The sequence below is a fragment of the Rhodococcus sp. IEGM 1406 genome, from assembly GCF_030056745.1.
Classification (GTDB): domain Bacteria; phylum Actinomycetota; class Actinomycetes; order Mycobacteriales; family Mycobacteriaceae; genus Rhodococcus_F; species Rhodococcus_F erythropolis.
This window is the reverse complement of record NZ_JASHKO010000001.1, coordinates 373,362-391,520: the sequence shown is the minus strand read 5'-3', so window position 1 is coordinate 391,520 and position 18,159 is coordinate 373,362. Positions and strand designations below refer to the sequence as shown.

The window sequence follows — 18,159 nt, the reverse complement described above, 5'->3', positions numbered from 1 at the left end:
GAGCACAACGCCGCAAGGGCGGCGAACATCAGATCGAGGGCTGATGCAACACCTCGTGAGCGCGTCGGGTCACCACTTCGGAGATCCGGCGCAAGACGGGTGACGACAGTTTCCACTGCTGCCAGTACAGCGGAACGTCATCCACGAAGTCCGGATCGAATCCGATCAGCACTCCGCCGCGATCGTCTTCGCCGCACTGCAGGTCCGGTATCAACCCCCACCCGTATCCCCGTCTGACGGCGTCCGCGAAGTCTGCCGATGACGGAACAAGATGGCGAGGCGGATCTGCCGGGTGGCCGACCTTTTGATCGAGGTACCGATCCTGCAGCAGATCCTTGCGATTGAACACCACCAGCGGTGCCTCCGAAAGGGATTCGGCCGTGACACCATCTGCGAACCAGCGACGGCAGAACTCTGCGCTCGCCATCGGCCGATACCGCATGATGCCCAACCGACTGGAGGTACACCCTTGAATCGGTGACGCAACCGACGTGACGGCAGCCATGACCGAACCGTCGCGCAGCAGTTCGGTGGTGTGGTCTTGATCGTCGAGATGAAAATCGAAACTGACTTCTTGCGTGAACTCCGCGAGGGCCCCGAGAACCCAAGTGGACAGCGAATCGGCATTGACCGCGATCGAGACGCGGGCGAAGGTGTTCGAACCGTTTTCCAAACCGAGTTCTCGCACGGTGTCACGCGACAGTGCGTCTATCTGACGGGCAAGACGCAGGACTTCTCTCCCGGAATCGGTGACCTGGATGGGTTTGGTGCGCTGCACCAGGATCCGGCCAACCGAGGTCTCGAGAGCTTTGATTCGTTGGCTGACCGCCGAAGGCGTGATGTATAACTTCCGCGCCGCCGCCTCGAAGGTTCCCTCGTCGACCGCAGCGTGCAATGCCCTCAGTTGCTCGAAATCCAACATAATCTGAAGCTACTCTGATGTGTCCTAAGAATCATTAGCTGGACTGAATGAAATCTGAGCGGCAGGCTCGACAACATGCTCAGCACCAACGACCCTGCGTCGGCCCTCGTCGGTTTCGGAGTCGGACTGTCATTGATCGTCGCAATCGGCGCCCAGAATGCGTTTGTTCTTCGCCAAGGTCTGACGCGATCGCACGTACTCCCGATCGTCGCAGTGTGCGCGTTGTCAGACGCAATTCTGATCCTTGCGGGCATCAGCGGAATCGGGACCCTCCTCGAACACGCACCGTCGCTGATCACGTTCGTTCGTATCGCCGGTGCGGTCTTCCTCCTCAGCTATGCAATCTTCGCCGCCAAGCGGGCGCTTCGACCCCAGACGCTGGCGCCGGATCAGCACGGCAACGGTTCGAGGCTGGCCGCCGTCACGATGGCATTGGCTCTCACCTGGCTCAATCCACACGTTTACCTCGACACCGTGGTGCTCATGGGTTCAATTGCCAACGGTCGCGGCGAAATCGGACGTTGGTGGTTTGCGGCCGGTGCAATCACCGCGAGTGTGGCCTGGTTCAGCGCCCTCGGTTACGGCGCACGTCTGCTGACGCCGCTTTTTGCGAAACCCAACGCCTGGCGGATTCTCGACGCTCTGATCGCCGTGATGATGGCGGTTCTCGGAATCAGCCTGCTTGTCGAATTGTGACTCGGCTGCACAACCTCGATCCGGCACTGCGGGTATCGGAATGGGTTACCGTCCAAGGTGAGGAAGCTCAATTCACCTGTCGCGAGTTGTGACCATCAGGTAGGGCTGATCACGAATGACCGAGGACGACGGCGGCACCGAACCGCGTGACTCCAACCGCGGACTGAGTTTGCTGTGTCTACTCGCTGCGGTCGCGGGCGTCGGGGTCGGATTTGTCGGCGGCGCATTCCGCTGGTGTCTGATCAGGGCCGACGAACTCCGTCGGACGATCGTGAACTGGGCGCATCACGTTCCGTACGTCGGGTGGCTCGTGCCGGTCGTCCTGGTGGCCTTGTGCACCGTACTGGCCGTACTGATCGTCAGACGAGTACCCCTCGCAAAGGGAAGCGGCATCCAGCACGTCGAGGCGGTGTCCCGCGGCGAAGCGAAGCCACCGGGAATCAATCTCGTGCCTGCCAGATTCATCGGCGGCCTCTTGGCGATCGGCTCCGGTCTGGTTCTCGGCCGCGAGGGCCCCACCGTACACATGGGTGCGGCGATCGGGGCAGAAGCGGGACGGCGGGCCCGCCTTGCCGAACCGGACGTCGCCATGCTGCAAACATCCACGGCCGGAGCAGGACTCGCCGTCGCGTTCAACGCGCCGATCGCCGGGGCACTGTTCGTCTGCGAGGAGGTGACGCACTCATTTCGGCTGCGCACCGTGCTGCCAACACTTTTCGGTGTTTCGGTCGCGGTGGGCTGTGCACGACTTGTCATCGGTGACCAACCCGATTTCGAGGTCGGCACCGTCCCGACGCCTCAACTCGCACTCTTGCCACTGTTTGTCGTCTTCGGAATCCTCACGGGGTTACTCGGTATCGCCTACAACCGCTTGATTCTGGGTCTACTCGACGCCGTTGCACGACTCGACAAGATTCCGCCGACTGTCATCGGCGCAACGATCGGCGCGGTCATCGGCCTGACGCTGTTCCTCGACCCGCTGGCCAGTGGGGGCGGCGACGTTCTTGCACAGATGATCGTCGGCGGAAGGACCTTCGTACTGCCGATCCTGCTGCTGTACTTGGCGGTTCGGTTCTTCACTGGCCCGCTCTCGTATGCCGCTGGAACCCCCGGCGGACTGTTCGCTCCCTTACTCGCACTCGGCGCACTCTGGGGGTCGATCTTCACCGGACTGTCGAGCTTCGTGCCCGGAGTGGACGCCGGGCTCACGGTCACCATGGCCACCATCGGCATGGCTGCCTTCTTCGGCGCTGTAGTGCGCGCACCGTTCACCGGCATCGTGATCGTGGTCGAGATGACAGCGGTGACGTCGACGCTCGTCCCGATGCTCGCTGCCACTGCGGCAGCGGTATTCGTCGCCACCGCGGCAGGGTCGGCACCTATCTACGACAGTCTCCGAGAACGGATGTTGGAAACTCAACGCCCACCTCTGCGATGATCACGATCGACATCGTGCGCGGCGCACATCCCTGTGGCGCCGCGCCCCGATCGGATGGCAACTGGTACACCATCAAGGCACCCCGCTCCACTGATTACGCACCGCAAAATCTGCGACAGCTCTCTAGATCAAGGGCGTTCCGACGTAGTTCTCGGCGATCAGCGTTCGTCCGGCGACCGAACGCGTGACCATGTCCAACTCGGCCAGTTGACGGCGATGCCCGAAACCGCTGTCGTCTGGCAAGCGATGGAGCATCGACGACATCCACCACGAGAAGTGCTGCGTCCGCCACACACGCGGCAGCACCGTTTCGGTGTACCCGTCCAACATCTTTCGGTCGGACGAGGTGAAGAAACTGTCCATTGCCTTCGCCAGAGCGTAGACGTCGGCGATCGCGAGATTCATACCCTTCGCACCGGTCGGCGGCACGGTGTGCGCCGCATCGCCGGCAAGAAACAGGTTGCCGTGCTGCATCGGTTCACAAACGAAGCTGCGGAACTGAAGGATCGATTTCTGAAAGATCCTGCCGTCCTTGATCTCTGCTCCGTCGCCGTCGACGCGCATGTGCAGCTCGTCCCAGATTCTATCGTCGGACCAGTTGTCCACGGAGTCGTCCGGATCGACCTGAAGATAATGACGCTGCACCTCGGGGGTCCGCGTGCTGATCAGTGCAAACCCACGCTCATGGTTGGCGTAGATCAATTCTTCCGATGACGGCGGAGCCTCGGCCAGGATGCCGAACCACGCGAAGGGATACTGGCGGAAATGATCCGTTCGGATCGACGGTTCGGGAATCAGCTTTCGCGTTTGCGTACGTGATCCGTCGCAACCGGCCACCAGGGCGCACTCGAGCTTCTGGTCGTTTCCGTCCGAGTCGACAAAAGTGATGCTCGGGCGATCCGACTCGTGATCGTGCACTTTCGCGTCGGACACTCCGAACCGAATGTCCCCGCCGTCAGCGAGACGTCGCGCGATCAGATCCTTGAGCACCTCGTGCTGCGGATACACCGTGACGGCGCGCCCGTCGGTCAATTCGTCGAACGCAATTCGGTGCCCTCGCCCGCCGAATCGCAGCTCGATTCCGTGATGTTCGAGGCCCTCCCGCTTCAGTCGATCACCGAGTCCGGTCTCGACCATGAGATCAACCGTGTTCTGTTCGAGCACGCCGGCACGAATGGTGCCTTCTACCTCTTCACGGGTGCGACATTCCAGGACTACCGAATCGATTCCCTTCAGATGCAACAGATGCGAGAGCATCAACCCGGCGGGACCACCACCGACGATTCCGACCTGGGTGCGCGAAGAAGACATACAGAGAACTCCTGAGGTGAGTGACGATTGAGACCACCATCGACCACGATCACTCCCCTGAACAGCTGTAATTTCACTCAGTGAAAGACCGAATACGAGCTATCCAAGTCCACCGCCACCAAGCCCGCGTGAAATTCCACGGGCGGCCGCGACCAAGGCCGGCAGCAATGGAGCCGGATCCTGCTCCACCGGAACAACTGTCGAGACCGCTGCGACGACATTGCCGCCGGCTTCGCGGACCGGAGCGGCGACGGCAAGGGTTCCGACGTTCAGATACTCACGGCAGACGACAAATCCGGTGCGTCTGATCTCGTCGAGAGTTGCTCGCAAAATCCGCTCGGACGTAATGGTTTTGGGAGTGAACGACTCGAGACCGGCATGGAGGACGTCGTCGAGAAGTTCGGTTCCGCCGTGTGCGAGGAGAATCAGTCCACCGCTGGACGCATGCAACGGCAATCTTCCCCCGGCGCGACCGACAACGGTGACAGCGCTACGCGAGGACAAGCGCTCGAGGTACAGAGCCTCGGTACCCTCACGAACGACCAACTGCACGTTCTCCCGGGTGACCTCATACAGGTCCTCGAGAAACGGCAACGCCACCTGTCTGAGCCCGTGCGCCCCTGGAGCAAGAGCGCCGATCTCCCACAACCGCACTCCGACCTGGTACTTGCCGTCACTCCGACGCTCGAGTGCGCCCTCGGCCACCAACTGCCCACACAGCCGATGAACGGTGGGCAGAGGTAAACCGCTGCGACGACTGATCTCCGACTGCGTCAACCGCGGCGATTTCGCGTCGAAGGCACCGAGCACGATAAATGCCCGGCCGATCAACGAACGGTCGCCTGATGCCATTCACACAGTGTGACAGGGCAGTGCCACTAAGAATCCACTGTGACTGGCATCAGGCGAAACGTGTTCAGGCGGTGCGGAGCTACGCGGAGTGCGCCAATTCCGGTTCGCGTTCGGTCACCGGCGGCGCGGCCTCGATCTTCATCGGTTCCTGCGCGTAGTGGAAGTGCGGACGACGGTGACCGATGAACGAACCGAACCACGACATCACAGCGACGTACCGGTTGCGGAAGCCCACCAGATACATCACGTGCACGGCCAGCCACATGAACCAGGCGATCGTGCCCTTGAACTCGACCTTGCGGACGCGACATACAGCGCTGAATCGGCTGATGATCGACATGCTGCCCTTGTCGAAGTACTTGAAAGGCGTTCCGGCCTTGACCTTTCCGTTCACAGTCTTCGCTGCGTGACGGCCACCCTGCATCGCAACGGGCGACTGACCCGGCAGACCGTTCAGCGAAGTCATGTCGCCGATGGCAAAGACGTTGGCGAACCCGCCGACGGTCAAGTCCGGATTGATGAGCAGACGACCTGCGCGGTCACTCTCACAACCGGTTGCCTCGCCGAGCACTGCGGCGAAGTCGTTGGCGCGTACACCGGCCGACCAGATGACGGTCTCGGCGTCGATGCGCTTCTCTTCCTTGGTCTTTGCCGAAGAAACGGTGACACCGTGCTCGTCGATGGCGGTGACCATGGTGTTGAGGACTACCTCGACACCCGACTTCTCGAGCGAGGCCTGCGTGTACTCACTGAGCTTGCCGCCGAAGGCCGGAAGCGCAACGCCGGCGCCCTCGACCATGGTGACCGTGACCTCGTCGGCACTGATGTTGTTGATGGCCTTCGCAAAGTAGCGACGCGCCAGTTCCTTGATCTGTCCGGCGAGCTCGACGCCGGTCGCGCCGGCGCCCACGACAACGAAGCTGAGCAGGTTACGGCGAACCAGCGCGTCGTTGGTGGTGTGCGCTTCCTCGAAGCAACGCAGGATCTGCTTACGCAGTACCTCGGCGTCCTCGACGGTCTTGAGCTTGTAGGTGACCTTTTCGAACTCGTCATGCCCGAAGTACGCCTGCGTGGCACCGGTGGCTGCGATGAGCGAGCGGTACCCGAGCGTGTGGCGGGTGCCCGAGGCTTCGTAGACGACGGTGTTCTCTTCGGCGTTGACCTCGACGACGCGGCCGAGGCGGACGTCGGCGTTGGGGTACTTCTGCAGGATCGTGCGGATGGGCGGAGCAACTTCGCCGGCCGACAGGACACCCGTCGCCACCTGGTAGAGCAACGGCTGGAAGAGGTGCTCGGTGGTGGCGGAGATGAGAACGAACGGCGTCTTGGACTTCGCGAGGGTCTTGGCCGCGGCGAGGGCTCCGAATCCCGAACCGACGATCACAACCTGAGTCTTCTCGTGTCCAGTCGCGTCGATGTCGGCGCGACCCGCAGCTGTTCTATCCACAACGAACTCCTCAACCAAATTGAAAGTATGACTATTACGGTATGGACTGATCATGGGTCGGGTCCAGCTAGCTGGAGTATTCGCAAGACTGTTATCTCGATTGCTCATAAGTAAGCTGTCCTCATGGACTTCCGCCAACTCAAGTACTTTCTCGTCGTGAGCGAGGAACTGAGCTTCAGTCGCGCCGCCGAACGCTGCTTCATCTCGCAGTCGGCGATCAGCCATCAGGTCGCACGACTGGAGAAGGAGCTCGGGGCGACACTCTTCGAGCGCTCGACCCGGGCGGTTCGCCTGGCCCCGGCAGGATCGCGACTGGTGCCCATCGCGCAGCAAGTCCTCAGTCTCGAAACGATGGCGTACTCCGTCGCACGAGACCCGAGAGCCCGGATCCGAATCACCGGAAACATGAGCTTTGCCGCTCAGACGCTGGACGCCATCGCACACGTGCGCGAACTTCATCCGGACCTGGACGTCGAGTTCGTCATCAAGAGCTTTGCCCACCGCATGGATGCTGTGGCCTCCGGTGACGCGGACATCGCCCTGATTCGCGGCGGCGTCGACCGCCCCGGACTCGAACCCTTGGACCTCGGCGTCGAAGATCTGCTGGTCGTCATGTCGAGCCGTCACCCCCTAGCCGGCCAGCAAAGCGTCGACCTCAATGATCTGGCCGCATATCCCCTGCTCCTGCCGCCGCGCCAAAGTCAGGTGCTCATTCACAAGGTGGTCGAGGACGCATTCCGCGAGATCGATCGACGCGTCCAACTGGGCCCCGCAATTCCGAGCGATCACACAGCCACGCTGGACGTGATCACCAACCCGCGCGCCTGGACCCTGCTCTATTCGATCACCGCAGGCGAATCTCCACGCGCTGGAATCAGCTTCATGCGAGAATCGCACGGCCGCTTGCGCATTCCCGTCTCGGGTGTGACCCGCAGCGGCGCTACCCACTCCACCGAGTTCGCCGATCTGATCCAAGCACTCAAGGACGCCATGAATCCGTCTTTCACTGAGTGAAAGTGTGATGGCGATCGACCCCCTCACAGAGCAACGTGGTGGGCAACCATGTGATGCGGCGCGCGGTTGCATCCCTTTACCGAGGAGCGGCCATGACGCGTTTGCTGAGCGAACCTGTGTGGGAATCGAAGATCTTCGACGGCGAATGGGTTCGCGGTAGCGCCGACGATCGTATTGTCGTCGAGCCGGCCACCGGCAAGCAGTTGACGACGGTCGGCATGGCAACACCCGACGACGTGGCGGCCGCTGCAACAAAAGCTACTGCAGCTCAGAAGAATTGGGCGGCAAGGCCATACACTGAACGAGCCGCCGTTCTACGCCGCGCCGGTCAACTGTTCGAGCAGTACGCCGACGAAATCGGCGAATGGGTAATCCGCGAGGCCGGCAGCATCCCGGCCAAGGCCGGGCTGGAAACCCATACCGCTGCCGAAGAGTGCTACAACGCAGCAGCTTTGGCCGCGCACCCTGTCGGCGAGGTTCTGCGCTCGGAGCAACCTCGGCTGAGCTTCTCTCGTCGCGTACCCGTCGGAACCGTCGGCGTCATCGCGCCGTTCAACTTCCCCATCATTTTGTCGATCCGTGCAGTCGCTCCCGCACTGGCGCTGGGCAATTCGGTGATCCTCAAGCCTGACCCGCGCACGGCGATCTGCGGCGGTGTGGTTCTCGCTCGCATCTTCGAAGAAGCAGGCTTGCCCGCCGGAGTGTTCAGCATGCTGCCGGGCGGCGCTGACGCCGGTGAGGCAATCGTGGTTCATCCGAGCGTTCGCGTCATCGCATTCACCGGGTCGACCCGAGCTGGACGCGCGGTCGGCGAACTGGCGGGCCGCCATCTCAAGCGCGCTCATCTTGAACTCGGCGGCAACAATGCACTGATCGTCATGGATGACGTCGACCTCGAAAAGGCCGCATCTGTCGGCGCTTTCGGATCGTTCATGCACCAGGGACAGATCTGCATGACCACCGGCCGCCAACTGGTCCACGAAAGTATCGCCGCCGACTACACCGCACTCCTTGCCGAACACGCCGACAAGCTTCCGGTAGGCGACCCGTTCACCGGTCAGGTCGCACTCGGACCCATCATCGACGCCAAACAACGCGACCACATCCACTCTCTGGTCAACGGAAGCATTGCGGCCGGAGCAAAACTGGCTGCCGGCGGCACCTACGAGGATCTCTTCTACCGGCCCACCGTGCTAGCCGACACCCCACTCACCGCGCCTGCCTTCGCCGACGAGGTCTTCGGGCCGGTCGCACCGGTGACCTCCTTCGCCACCGTCGAACAAGCCGTCGCCATAGCCAACGATTCCGAGTACGGATTGTCGCTGGGCATTCTGACCTCCGACGCGATGCGCGGACTCGAACTCGCCCAACAGATTCCCACCGGCCTGGTCCACATCAACGATCAGACGGTCGGCGACGAAGCCGTCATCCCGTTCGGCGGCATGGCGTCTTCGGGTAACGGCGGCCGTGTCGGCGGTATCGGTGCAAACCTCGATGCCTTCACGGAAACACAATGGGTGACGGCGCAAAGTGCACTCCCGGTATACCCCTTCTAGAACGAATTCACAGGGCATGTCCCACTCGGTCGCTGACCAGCATTGACGGGATCGATCTCGCGGACTTACCATCCAGAGAAAATTACTTCGCCACATTAAGCATTTTCTCTTGTTGTTCCCGAGAAGGACCCGTTGACGAACACAGTTACGACGAGCAGTGCCGCGAGCCCCAGCGCTACGCCAACTGCCACCGATTCCCCGGACCAGTCCGTAGCAAGATCGCCGCGCCGGGAGGCCGTGATCATCGGCGCTTTGAGCCTGGCAGCGATGATCGTCTCGATGATGCAGACGCTGCCGGTTCCGATCCTGGGACGGATTCAGTCCGACCTCGGAGCCTCGTCCGCCGGCGTCAGTTGGGTGACGACGGCGACCCTGCTTTCCGCTGCCGTCTTCACTCCCCTGCTGGGACGCTACGGCGATCAGCACGGCAAGAAGCGCACCTTGGTCGGCGTCCTCGTCGTCATGGTGATCGGTTCGATTGTCGCGGCATTGGCGCACAATCTGCCACTGCTGATCCTCGGCCGTGTACTCCAGGGAACAGCCACCGCGATCTTCCCTCTCGCACTCTCGGTCTTGCGCGAAGAGATACGACCACAGAAGCTTCCCGGCGCCATGGCCCTGGTCAGCGGAACTCTCGCGTTCGGCAGCGGTCTCGCCCTCGTGGCCACCGGTCTGCTCACATCGGCTCCGGATGCCGACTACCGCAACGCCTTCTGGATGGCCACCGGATTCGCAGTGCTGGCCTTGATTGCCGTCGCCACGCTGGTCCCGCCCACCACGCACAAAAGCGGTGGGCGCGTGGACCTCATCGGTGCGCTAAGTCTGGGCGGGGCACTACTTCTGCTTCTTCTGGCGATTTCTCAAGGCCACCAATGGGGGTGGTTGTCGCCCTTGACCGTCGGTGTTTTTGTGGCCTCGATCGTGATGTTCGCAGTCTGGGTGTGGATCGAGAAGATCGTCGACGAGCCGCTTGTCGACATGCGGATGTTCGTCCACCGCCCGGTGATGATGGCAAATCTTGCCGGCGTCGTGGTGGGCTTCGGCATGTTCGCGAACTTCCTCGGGATCTCGTATCTCGCACAACTTCCCCGCGATCTCACCGGATACGGCTTCGACGCGAGCATTCTGCGTGCGTCGGTCGAATTCCTGCTGCCTGGCGCGATAGTTTCGCTGATCGCCGCCCCGATCGGCGGTCGTCTCATCAGGCTGCGTGGGCCGCGATTCGTTCTGGGACTCACTGCGATCCTGGGCGCGGTGCCGTTTGCGTGGCTCGCGTTCGACCACACCCACACCGCGTCGGTCATCGGTGCGGGCATGGTGATCGGCGCCGCCCTGAGCCTCGGCTATGCAGCCATGCCCGCCATCATCATGTCCAACGTCCCGCATCATCAGAGCGGCATCGCCAACGGCATCAACTCGATCTCACGTTCCACCGGCAGCGCCATCGGCAGCGCAGTAGTGACAACGATTCTGGCGTCGATGACAATCGCGAACCTCCCCGAAGGGGTTCCGGCGATGCCAAGCGAATCTGCCTTCACCGTCACGTTCGCGACCGCGGGCGTTGCCTTCGTTCTGGTGGGACTGGTGGGGTGGCTGGGGCTGCGACCGGCGCACTCCCCTTCCGCTTCCGAACAACCTCCCGCTGCGTGAGATCGGTAGTACCGCAGAGACTTAGACGGAACGTAGCCTGCGCACATGGCAGGTGAGACTCTCTACGTGATCGACCGGATCGTCACGAATCCCGGATGCGGGCAGAAGTTCGTCGACGAATGGCGTGCCGGCTACCTGCCGAACGCCCGGCGACGCAGCCTGACCCTCGACAACATACTTGTCAGTCCGCCGTTGTGGTCCGAGTACGAACCGAACGTCGTGACTATCACGTGGACCGTCGACGGAGCCTCCGGTTGGTGGGCCATGACTCGTCTGAGTCGCGGCGACACCACGCTTCGGCAGTGGTGGGATGCCATGGAACCACTCATCTGCGAACGTAGCCGCACCATGGCGGCTGCTGCCGACGACGTCGAGGCACTGGCCGATGTATAACGTCACGAGGGTTGTTTTTGCTGCCGACAGCCCGGACTCGGACGGCTGGGCGAATGCGGTGAACACCATTGCAGCAGTGGCAGAATCGTCGGGCGCAGTTCGCCATCTCGTCACCGCTACTCTGCCCGGCGCCATCAACGGCGGAGATCTGATCGCTTATCTTCAGTTCGCGAATGAAGCCGCGTGGCGGGCCGTTAGCGATTCCGTCGACGCCGAACTTCACCACGATGCCATCGAATGCTTTCACGGCGCCGAGTACGTTTCCGGAACCGAGGGTCGCTCGCGCGCCACCGGCCCGAACGGGGTGTACCGAGCATTGCTGATTCGCGTTGAACACACTACCTCCGAGGACGAAATCGAACAGTTCGAAAGTGACCTGCTGAAGATGCCCGGGCATATCTCCTCGATCGCTGCCTGGCGACTCAGTCGGGTGAGTGCGGCGACCGGCGCAACACCTGCACGTGACGAAGCACCGTGGACCCATGTGTGGGAGCAGGAGTTCACCGACCTCGAATCACTGCAGACCCAATACCTCGATCATCCGATCCACTGGGGCGTCGTTGATCGATGGTTCGATCCCGAATGCACCGAAGTCATTGTGCGGGAAAGAATCTGCCATACCTTCGGCGAACTGGGCGACGAGATCCTATCGAGCGGCGGCTGATACCTCGCGGATCATCGCCCAAACTTTCTGGCGTGCCGGCTCTGTGAGCGACAATGACGGAATCGTGAGGAACCCGTGAAACAACCCGTCGAAGCGATGATGCTGCACGGGGACGCCGGCCGAGGCAAGCAGTTTCGCGTACTCGTCACCGGACGAGCACGGCGGATCCAGCTCGGCTGTCACGACAACGGCCGCGGGAAGATCGGCGAACGACTTTGCCCGAGTAGGTATCACCCGCACGTCATCTCGGCGTTCGGGAGCATATTGGTCCCAGTACCACTTCATGGCCGTGGTCGTGTTGTAGTGGTCGGTACCGTAGAGACGGTAGGACTCGGTGTCGAAATCGTCGTCGATCACCGGATAGATGAGAACCTGCGCCGCAACCGCCGGCCCCCTACGATCGCGGGCGGCGATGGCAACTGTCGCAGCAAGATTGCCGCCCGCGCTGTCGCCGGCAAGGACTATCTTGCTCGGGTCTGCGCCGTACTGTGCCGCGTGTTTCGCCGCCCACTCCAATGCGGCGTAGACGTCGTCGTGTGCTGCCGGCGCGGGGTGCTCAGGGGCCAGACGATAATCGACGGAGACGACGACGGCGCCAACCCCTTCCGCCATGGACCGGCAGAATTCGTCGTGGCTGTCCAGGTCACAGAACACGAAGCCTCCGCCATGAGCGAAGACGACCAGCGGTATGGCGTCGGAGGAAGTGTGCGGGCGGTAGACGCGGATCGCCAGATCTCCACCGGGGCCCTCGATTGCGAGGTCTTCGACCGTACGCAAATCGGGAAGCCGCTCCAACGGGGCGCGTCGATTCCGAAGCAGAGCACGTAACTCCGACGGCTCGAAGCTGGTGACATCCGGAAATGCGGCGTTGAGCGTGGCCAGCATGGTGATGACTTCCGCGTGAATTGTCATGTGCACTCCTGATCTCGGACGTCGGGCATCCGCCAAGGTAGATCGCGCGCGGCCGAGTGAGAACACACCTTCCCGATCAGTGGTCTGTTTGGTTACGAGAAGTCGTGAGAAACGAAAAGGGAGACCACACCTCGTTGTGTGGTCTCCCTTTTCGATTAGTTCAGCCGATCAGGCGTCAGCTCCTACTGCGAGCATCCACCTTGTCGTCATCGTCGTCGTGCTCGCCGGCAGCAAGCGCGATGTCGGAAGACTCGACGCCCCCATTCGGGCCTGTCTTCTCGAGGTCGACCGGTGCATCACCGGACGCAACCTCTTCGGCCTCAGGCTCTTGCGGTAGCGGTTTCTTGAGGCTCAGGATGATCGAGCCTGCCAAGACCACGATGATCACCGCGAGGCTGACCAGCGAGGGGATCTCGGGGATCGACGTGCTGATCACCTTGTGGCTGGCCTGCATGATCAGCTTCACGCCGATGAAGGCGAGGATGATCGACAGACCCTTGGAGAGGTAGTGGAACTTCTCGAGCAGACCCGAGAGCAGGAAGTACAGGGCACGCAGACCCAGGATCGCAAACGCGTTACTGGAGTACACGATGAACGGGTCGTCGCTCACTGCCAGGACTGCCGGGACGCTGTCGACTGCGAACACGAGGTCGGCGGCTTCGATGGCGACGACGACGGCGAACAGCGGTGTTGCGACGCGCTTTCCGGCTTCCTTGACGAAGAACTTGGTTCCCGCGTATTCCTCGCGAACCGGCATGATCTTGCGCAGCAGGCGAACTGCCAGCGACGTACCCGGATTGAAGCTCTCGTCGTCGTCCTTGAGCAGCTTGTAAGCGCTGTAGAGCAGGATGGCGGCGAAGACGAACAGGACGGCCGTGAACTTGCTGACCACGGCAACGCCGGCAGCGAGGAAGATTCCGCGGAAGATCAGGGCGCCGATGACACCGAAGAACAGCACACGGTGCTGGTACTCACGGGGCACCTTGAAGTAACCGAAGATCAGGGCGAACACGAAGAGGTTGTCGACCGAGAGGCTCTTCTCCAACAGCCAGGCTGTTGTGAATTCGACGCCCGAGTTCACCCCCAAGGTCAGGGTGACAACCACCGCGAACACGAGAGACAAACCGACCCAGAGTGCACTCCACCAGGCCGCTTCCTTGAAGCCGATGACATGCGCGCCGCGGTGGGCGAGCAAGTCGATGAGCAACATGACGACGATGACTGCGGCGAACGCGGCCCACGCCCACATGGGAACGTTCATCGCTGACCACCTACCCGAATGGCACTGATGACTGCGGTCACGGGGAGCTCCTTCACTGGGTTCGGACGGCCGTCTCGCCGTCTTCTCCAGTGTTCCTTGCCGACTTCTATCCATCCCTGTCGAAATATCGACGACTTTTGTATCTAAAGTTGCCGAGATCATGCAATCTAAAGGTGTTGCATCCGAAACCGCCGTTGGAAGGCAACTTGTTCTAGCCTGGCAAACATGAGCACCTCGTTGTACTACTCCGCCGTCCGCTCCACACCGCTGACCGACGACGAGAAGGCCGAAGTCGACCGACTCATCGCCGTCCACAACGACGAATTTCCGTTCGACTACGAGGTCCTGGACCTCTACCCGTCGGATATCCCCAACACTCTGTTCAACGGCTCGACCAAGATCTCGAGCGATCCGACCGAGGTGATTCCGTCACTCGTCTACTGGTTCAACGCACTGACCGAACTCCGGCGAGCGGTGCCCGACGCCGACTGGGACGTTTCACTCGACGACACCCCCGCAGATTGGGATGACAACTCCGGCTACTCGCTCCCCGGACTCGATGACATGCAGTAGCGAATCACGGCGCCGGCGCGATGGTGGCTCCGTAGCTCTCCAGTGCGATGAGGGCCAACTCCGTCGGCAGCCGACGCTGGTCGACGCTGCGACCCAGTAGCTTTTCGGCCTGATCGAGTCGATACCGCACGGTGTTCTTGTGCAGGCCGAGGGCTGCGGCAGTAGCGGCCGCGGTGCAGTTGTTCTCGTAGTAGACCCGGACGGTGTCACGGATGCGCGTCGTGACGCCGTCCGCGCCGGCCAGGCCTTTCAGTTCCCGAGCCACCAACTCACGCAGTTCGCCCAGATCTTCGGTGAGCAGACAGGGAACCTGAACATCCTCGTAGACGGTGATACCCGGCGAGCCCCCGGAACGGACCGCCACGCGCTGCGCGGCGAGCGCCTCGCGATGACTGCGAGCGAATCCTTCCATTCCGTAACCGCTCGCTCCCACTGCAACGCGAAGATCCGAATGCCGGGCATCAACATGTGACGCCCACTCCTGGCCGTCGAAATGCGCGACCCACGACCACAGCTCACGCGCGCCCGAAGGCAAAGTCAGAACACGCTCGCCATTGGACTCGTCCACAAAGGTACGGGCGTACGAGTCCAACCGCGCCAATACGTCTGCAGCCGGGTCGGTGTCGTCCGTCCAGAGAACAAACGCCGTGTGGTGGCGCCGCATCGGATAGTCCAGGATCCGGGACGCTTCGTCGGAGTGAAGGGCTTCGCCCGCGACAATCGCGTGCACCGTCTCGGACCGACGCGCAAAAGCGCCGCGCGCCAAGCTCTCCCGCTCCTTCGCGTACGTCGCGACCAACAATTCGGTGGTCACTTCCAGCCATCTCATCGCCGAACCCCACACTCGAACCAGAAGTGCGCGTTTGAGTTCCGGACCTATCGGGAGTGCTTCTATCGACTCGTCGACGAAACCCAGCATCGCGAGGCGTCCGGCGCCGTAGATCTTGAGCAGGACCCGAAGATCCATACCGCGCCGGGCGACGGTGAGTGCAAGCGCAACCGACTCCGCCGGCGGCGTGACCTCCTGGGAACCGCCCGCGATCGCCGCCACGATGACGCGGAGCTGCGCCGCGGTGCTCGCATCCACATCGCGTCGTAGCTCCCGATCAGCCGCTACCTCGGGATTGGCCTCGGCAATGGCGTCGTCGATGCGTTGGACGAAACCGTCGATCACCTCCGGCTGGAGATAGATGGGTGCGAGATTCGCAATCCAACCGTCCAACTCCGATGTGTCCATGACGCCTCCCCGAATTGTGACTTAGTCATAAATCTATCGCCTTGGTTCGGCCAACAAGCCCTACCTACCCAACTTCAACTGGTCCACAATCACATCTCACTGCAGTTTCACGTCGCTGCAGATTTACGTCACTGCAATCCCATCCCTCTAGTTTTTGGAGACGCTCGCGATATGAACAAGCCTTTCGACGGTCAGGTAGTGGTCATCACCGGTGGCGCCAGGGGCATCGGATACGCCACCGCGAAACGGCTCATCAGCCTGGGCGCGAGGGTCGCGATCGGCGACATCGACGAAGCCACTCTCGCGCAGGCTGCAAAAGATTTGGGCATCCGTACGTTCGGGCGTCTCGACGTCACCGACCCCGCGTCGTTCTTCGACTTCCTCGACACCGTCGAAGGTGAACTCGGCCCGATCGACGTACTGGTCAACAATGCGGGCATCATGCCGGTCGGACGGATCGTCGACGAGGACGACACCGTGACCAGACGCATCATCGAGATCGACGTCCTCGGCGTGATCACGGGAACCAAACTCGCACTGCGACGGATGCTTCCACGTGGACGTGGACACGTCATCAACATCGCTTCGCTTGCCGGCGAACTCCCGTGCCCCGGTCTGTCGACGTACTGCGGCGCCAAGCATGCGGTGTTGGGCTTCACCGATTCTGTCCGCAAGGAAGTTCGTGGCACCGGAGTGAACGTCTCGTCCGTACTGCCGACGCTCACCAACACCCAACTCACTTCCGGGACTTCGGGAATGAAGGGTTTCCGTCAGGTTCAGCCAGAGGAAATCGCCGAAGCAATCGTCGGCTTGATCACCAAACCTCGACCACGCGTGCGCATTACGCGAGTGTCCGGACTGCTTGTCCAGGCACAGGGTTTCGTACCCCGACGGCCTTACGAGGCATTGAGCCGACTGTTCGGCGTCGAGACGCAGTTTCTCGGCGACGTCGACACCGCGGCCCGTGCTGCATACGAGGAACGGGCGCGCACCAGCTGATCAGGCCAGCTCCGTGGCCGGCCAGTCGAGCAACTTCGCGCCCAACACGGCAGCGTGGAGCGCGAAGCTGTCGTTGGGGTCGTTGACGTTCTGGCCGGTGAGTTCACGGATACGGTCCAAGCGGTACGTGACCGCCCGGACCGACAAATGCAGGTCTCGGGCGGTCTTTGCCGTATTGCCGCCGGCGGAGAAGTACGCGAGCAGGGTGTCGATCATCGGCCCAGCGCCGCCACGCGCCTCGAGCAGCGGCGTGAGCAGGGTGTGGATCAGGTCGGTGACCGCCGGCCTGTCGTTGACCAGAACGCGGTAGACCAGCAGGTCACGAGCATCGATGATCGGTGCGGTCAACGACAGGCGCTGCGCCAGGTCCAGTGCGTCGAGCGCCTCCCGGTACGACGCCACGACGCCCGAAGCGGTGGTGCGAGGGCGCCCGACAGCGATCTGCCAGGTGCCGTCCAAAGCACGCCGCTGCAACTGAACTCGCCCGTCGTCATCGGTTCCCGGTCCGAGAGCCGACCGAATACCCGCCAGCACGTGATCAACGGCATCACGGTCCGGCGCCACGAAAACGACGACCAGTTTGCCGCTCTTGCTGGCAACCAACGCGTCGGCGTCACCCTTGCTGCCGAGCACGGCACGTTCGACGGCCCGCACCAAGGGATTGTCGTCGGTGAACTCGCGCGTCGCGGTCACGACCGCGACGGCATGCGGACCGCTGAGATGGAGCCCGAATCCCGAAGCACGACCTAACAATCCGACGACATCGGCTCCGCCGGTCAACAAGTCGTCGACGAACTCACGGCGTGCCGATACCTGCGAGCGGACCAGAGATCGCCTGGCCAACTGGAATCCTTCGGCCAGTTCGGCGACGGCATCGTCGACGGCGCGGAGCATGACTTCGCCGGCCGAGACGACGGCAGTCGGATCCGATTGTGCCGCAATAACAGCGGGGAGCTCACGCCACAGGCGCCAAGCCGAGGAGAGATACAGATCGAGCAAGGCTCGCAGGGCAACACCCTGCTGCGCCGCTTCTTCACCACGGGCGCGGAAACGATGCAGCTGACGACGCTGCAACGGCTTCCCCTCGCATACGGCGACACTGAGCACGTCCAGGAAATCACCCAGCAGTTCGACGGGTAGGCCACCGGCGTCGTCCGCCCCTGCCGCGGCAACCCGGCGGATGGCGTCGTCAGGTACCCCGGTTCGGCTCACCCTCGCATTCTCTCACTGTCAG

General features: G+C 62.2%; 17 protein-coding genes. 9 read left to right on the top strand and 8 right to left on the bottom strand.

The window, feature by feature from the left end; translation table 11 throughout:
- Window positions 1-28: 28 nt before the first annotated feature.
- Entirely contained in the window at window positions 29-922 is an 894-nt protein-coding gene (locus QM596_RS01830) for a LysR family transcriptional regulator ArgP (RefSeq protein WP_283307933.1), read from the bottom strand.
- Between the two features lie 75 nt (window positions 923-997).
- Here QM596_RS01830 and QM596_RS01825 point away from each other — a divergent pair, with 75 nt between their 5' ends.
- Both QM596_RS01825 and QM596_RS01820 read left to right on the top strand, forming a co-directional pair.
- On the top strand, window positions 998-1,618 hold the full coding sequence (locus tag QM596_RS01825) for a LysE/ArgO family amino acid transporter (RefSeq protein ID WP_283307932.1): 621 nt from the start codon (window positions 998-1,000) through the stop codon (window positions 1,616-1,618).
- A 115-nt stretch (window positions 1,619-1,733) separates the two neighbouring features.
- A complete protein-coding gene (locus QM596_RS01820) occupies window positions 1,734-3,056 on the top strand; it encodes a ClC family H(+)/Cl(-) exchange transporter (protein WP_283307931.1) in 1,323 nt (440 codons plus the stop codon).
- 123 nt (window positions 3,057-3,179) lie between these two features.
- Here QM596_RS01820 and QM596_RS01815 read toward each other — a convergent pair whose 3' ends face one another.
- The 3 genes from QM596_RS01815 to QM596_RS01805 all read right to left on the bottom strand — a co-directional run bounded on the left by QM596_RS01815 (window position 3,180) and on the right by QM596_RS01805 (window position 6,666).
- Window positions 3,180-4,367: a 4-hydroxybenzoate 3-monooxygenase gene (locus QM596_RS01815; protein WP_046379489.1), complete on the bottom strand. Its 1,188-nt coding sequence runs from the start codon at window positions 4,365-4,367 to the stop codon at window positions 3,180-3,182.
- Window positions 4,368-4,466: 99 nt separating this feature from the next.
- The gene (locus QM596_RS01810) at window positions 4,467-5,219 is read right to left on the bottom strand and encodes an IclR family transcriptional regulator (protein WP_029256531.1); all 753 of its coding nucleotides are present in this window, start codon (window positions 5,217-5,219) and stop codon (window positions 4,467-4,469) included.
- 79 nt (window positions 5,220-5,298) lie between these two features.
- Window positions 5,299-6,666, bottom strand: a complete 1,368-nt coding sequence (locus tag QM596_RS01805) for an NAD(P)/FAD-dependent oxidoreductase (protein ID WP_019745793.1) — start codon at window positions 6,664-6,666, stop codon at window positions 5,299-5,301.
- A gap of 123 nt (window positions 6,667-6,789) precedes the next feature.
- On the opposite strand from QM596_RS01805, the gene QM596_RS01800 reads away from it, so the two are divergent.
- The 5 genes from QM596_RS01800 (at window position 6,790) to QM596_RS01780 (ending at window position 11,943) form a co-directional block, all read left to right on the top strand.
- A complete protein-coding gene (locus QM596_RS01800; RefSeq protein WP_003943104.1) occupies window positions 6,790-7,680 on the top strand; it encodes a LysR family transcriptional regulator in 891 nt (296 codons plus the stop codon).
- A gap of 92 nt (window positions 7,681-7,772) precedes the next feature.
- Window positions 7,773-9,236, top strand: a complete 1,464-nt coding sequence (locus QM596_RS01795; RefSeq protein WP_031330715.1) for a benzaldehyde dehydrogenase — start codon at window positions 7,773-7,775, stop codon at window positions 9,234-9,236.
- Window positions 9,237-9,368: 132 nt separating this feature from the next.
- Complete coding sequence (locus tag QM596_RS01790) at window positions 9,369-10,886, top strand: MFS transporter (protein ID WP_283307930.1); 1,518 nt, start codon at window positions 9,369-9,371, stop codon at window positions 10,884-10,886.
- Window positions 10,887-10,931: 45 nt separating this feature from the next.
- Window positions 10,932-11,279 (top strand): hypothetical protein, encoded by a 348-nt coding sequence (locus QM596_RS01785; RefSeq protein WP_019745797.1) that lies wholly within the window; start codon window positions 10,932-10,934, stop codon window positions 11,277-11,279.
- Window positions 11,272-11,943 (top strand): Dabb family protein, encoded by a 672-nt coding sequence (locus tag QM596_RS01780; protein ID WP_283307929.1) that lies wholly within the window; start codon window positions 11,272-11,274, stop codon window positions 11,941-11,943. Before QM596_RS01785 ends, QM596_RS01780 begins: the two co-directional genes overlap by 8 nt.
- Here the strand turns inward: QM596_RS01780 and QM596_RS01775 are convergent.
- Together QM596_RS01775 and QM596_RS01770 are read right to left on the bottom strand one after the other, a co-directional pair.
- Window positions 11,926-12,855, bottom strand: a complete 930-nt coding sequence (locus QM596_RS01775; RefSeq protein ID WP_283307928.1) for an alpha/beta hydrolase — start codon at window positions 12,853-12,855, stop codon at window positions 11,926-11,928. The genes QM596_RS01780 and QM596_RS01775 overlap by 18 nt on opposite strands.
- 175 nt (window positions 12,856-13,030) lie before the next feature.
- Complete coding sequence (locus QM596_RS01770) at window positions 13,031-14,116, bottom strand: TerC family protein (RefSeq protein WP_283307927.1); 1,086 nt, start codon at window positions 14,114-14,116, stop codon at window positions 13,031-13,033.
- 225 nt (window positions 14,117-14,341) lie between these two features.
- Here QM596_RS01770 and QM596_RS01765 point away from each other — a divergent pair, with 225 nt between their 5' ends.
- A complete protein-coding gene (locus QM596_RS01765; protein WP_046379493.1) occupies window positions 14,342-14,689 on the top strand; it encodes a hypothetical protein in 348 nt (115 codons plus the stop codon).
- A 4-nt stretch (window positions 14,690-14,693) separates the two neighbouring features.
- Here the strand turns inward: QM596_RS01765 and QM596_RS01760 are convergent, their stop codons facing one another.
- Window positions 14,694-15,926: a PucR family transcriptional regulator gene (locus QM596_RS01760; protein WP_020971154.1), complete on the bottom strand. Its 1,233-nt coding sequence runs from the start codon at window positions 15,924-15,926 to the stop codon at window positions 14,694-14,696.
- Between the two features lie 171 nt (window positions 15,927-16,097).
- Between QM596_RS01760 and QM596_RS01755 the strand changes: the two genes are divergently transcribed.
- Complete coding sequence (locus QM596_RS01755; RefSeq protein WP_046379494.1) at window positions 16,098-16,925, top strand: SDR family oxidoreductase; 828 nt, start codon at window positions 16,098-16,100, stop codon at window positions 16,923-16,925.
- On the opposite strand, the gene QM596_RS01750 is transcribed toward QM596_RS01755, so the two are convergent.
- Window positions 16,926-18,137 (bottom strand): PucR family transcriptional regulator, encoded by a 1,212-nt coding sequence (locus tag QM596_RS01750; RefSeq protein ID WP_283307925.1) that lies wholly within the window; start codon window positions 18,135-18,137, stop codon window positions 16,926-16,928.
- Window positions 18,138-18,159 lie beyond the last annotated feature (22 nt).

Bases quoted from the DNA above. Each gene is read 5' to 3' on its own strand.
- QM596_RS01830 (WP_283307933.1), bottom strand. From the start codon at position 922: ATGTTGGATTTCGAGCAACTGAGGGCATTGCACGCTGCGGTCGACGAG.
- QM596_RS01825 (WP_283307932.1), top strand. From the start codon at position 998: ATGCTCAGCACCAACGACCCTGCGTCGGCCCTCGTCGGTTTCGGAGTC.
- QM596_RS01820 (WP_283307931.1), top strand. From the start codon at position 1,734: ATGACCGAGGACGACGGCGGCACCGAACCGCGTGACTCCAACCGCGGA.
- QM596_RS01815 (WP_046379489.1), bottom strand. From the start codon at position 4,367: ATGTCTTCTTCGCGCACCCAGGTCGGAATCGTCGGTGGTGGTCCCGCC.
- QM596_RS01810 (WP_029256531.1), bottom strand. From the start codon at position 5,219: ATGGCATCAGGCGACCGTTCGTTGATCGGCCGGGCATTTATCGTGCTC.
- QM596_RS01800 (WP_003943104.1), top strand. From the start codon at position 6,790: ATGGACTTCCGCCAACTCAAGTACTTTCTCGTCGTGAGCGAGGAACTG.
- QM596_RS01795 (WP_031330715.1), top strand. From the start codon at position 7,773: ATGACGCGTTTGCTGAGCGAACCTGTGTGGGAATCGAAGATCTTCGAC.
- QM596_RS01785 (WP_019745797.1), top strand. From the start codon at position 10,932: ATGGCAGGTGAGACTCTCTACGTGATCGACCGGATCGTCACGAATCCC.
- QM596_RS01780 (WP_283307929.1), top strand. From the start codon at position 11,272: ATGTATAACGTCACGAGGGTTGTTTTTGCTGCCGACAGCCCGGACTCG.
- QM596_RS01775 (WP_283307928.1), bottom strand. From the start codon at position 12,855: ATGACAATTCACGCGGAAGTCATCACCATGCTGGCCACGCTCAACGCC.
- QM596_RS01770 (WP_283307927.1), bottom strand. From the start codon at position 14,116: ATGAACGTTCCCATGTGGGCGTGGGCCGCGTTCGCCGCAGTCATCGTC.
- QM596_RS01765 (WP_046379493.1), top strand. From the start codon at position 14,342: ATGAGCACCTCGTTGTACTACTCCGCCGTCCGCTCCACACCGCTGACC.
- QM596_RS01760 (WP_020971154.1), bottom strand. From the start codon at position 15,926: ATGGACACATCGGAGTTGGACGGTTGGATTGCGAATCTCGCACCCATC.
- QM596_RS01755 (WP_046379494.1), top strand. From the start codon at position 16,098: ATGAACAAGCCTTTCGACGGTCAGGTAGTGGTCATCACCGGTGGCGCC.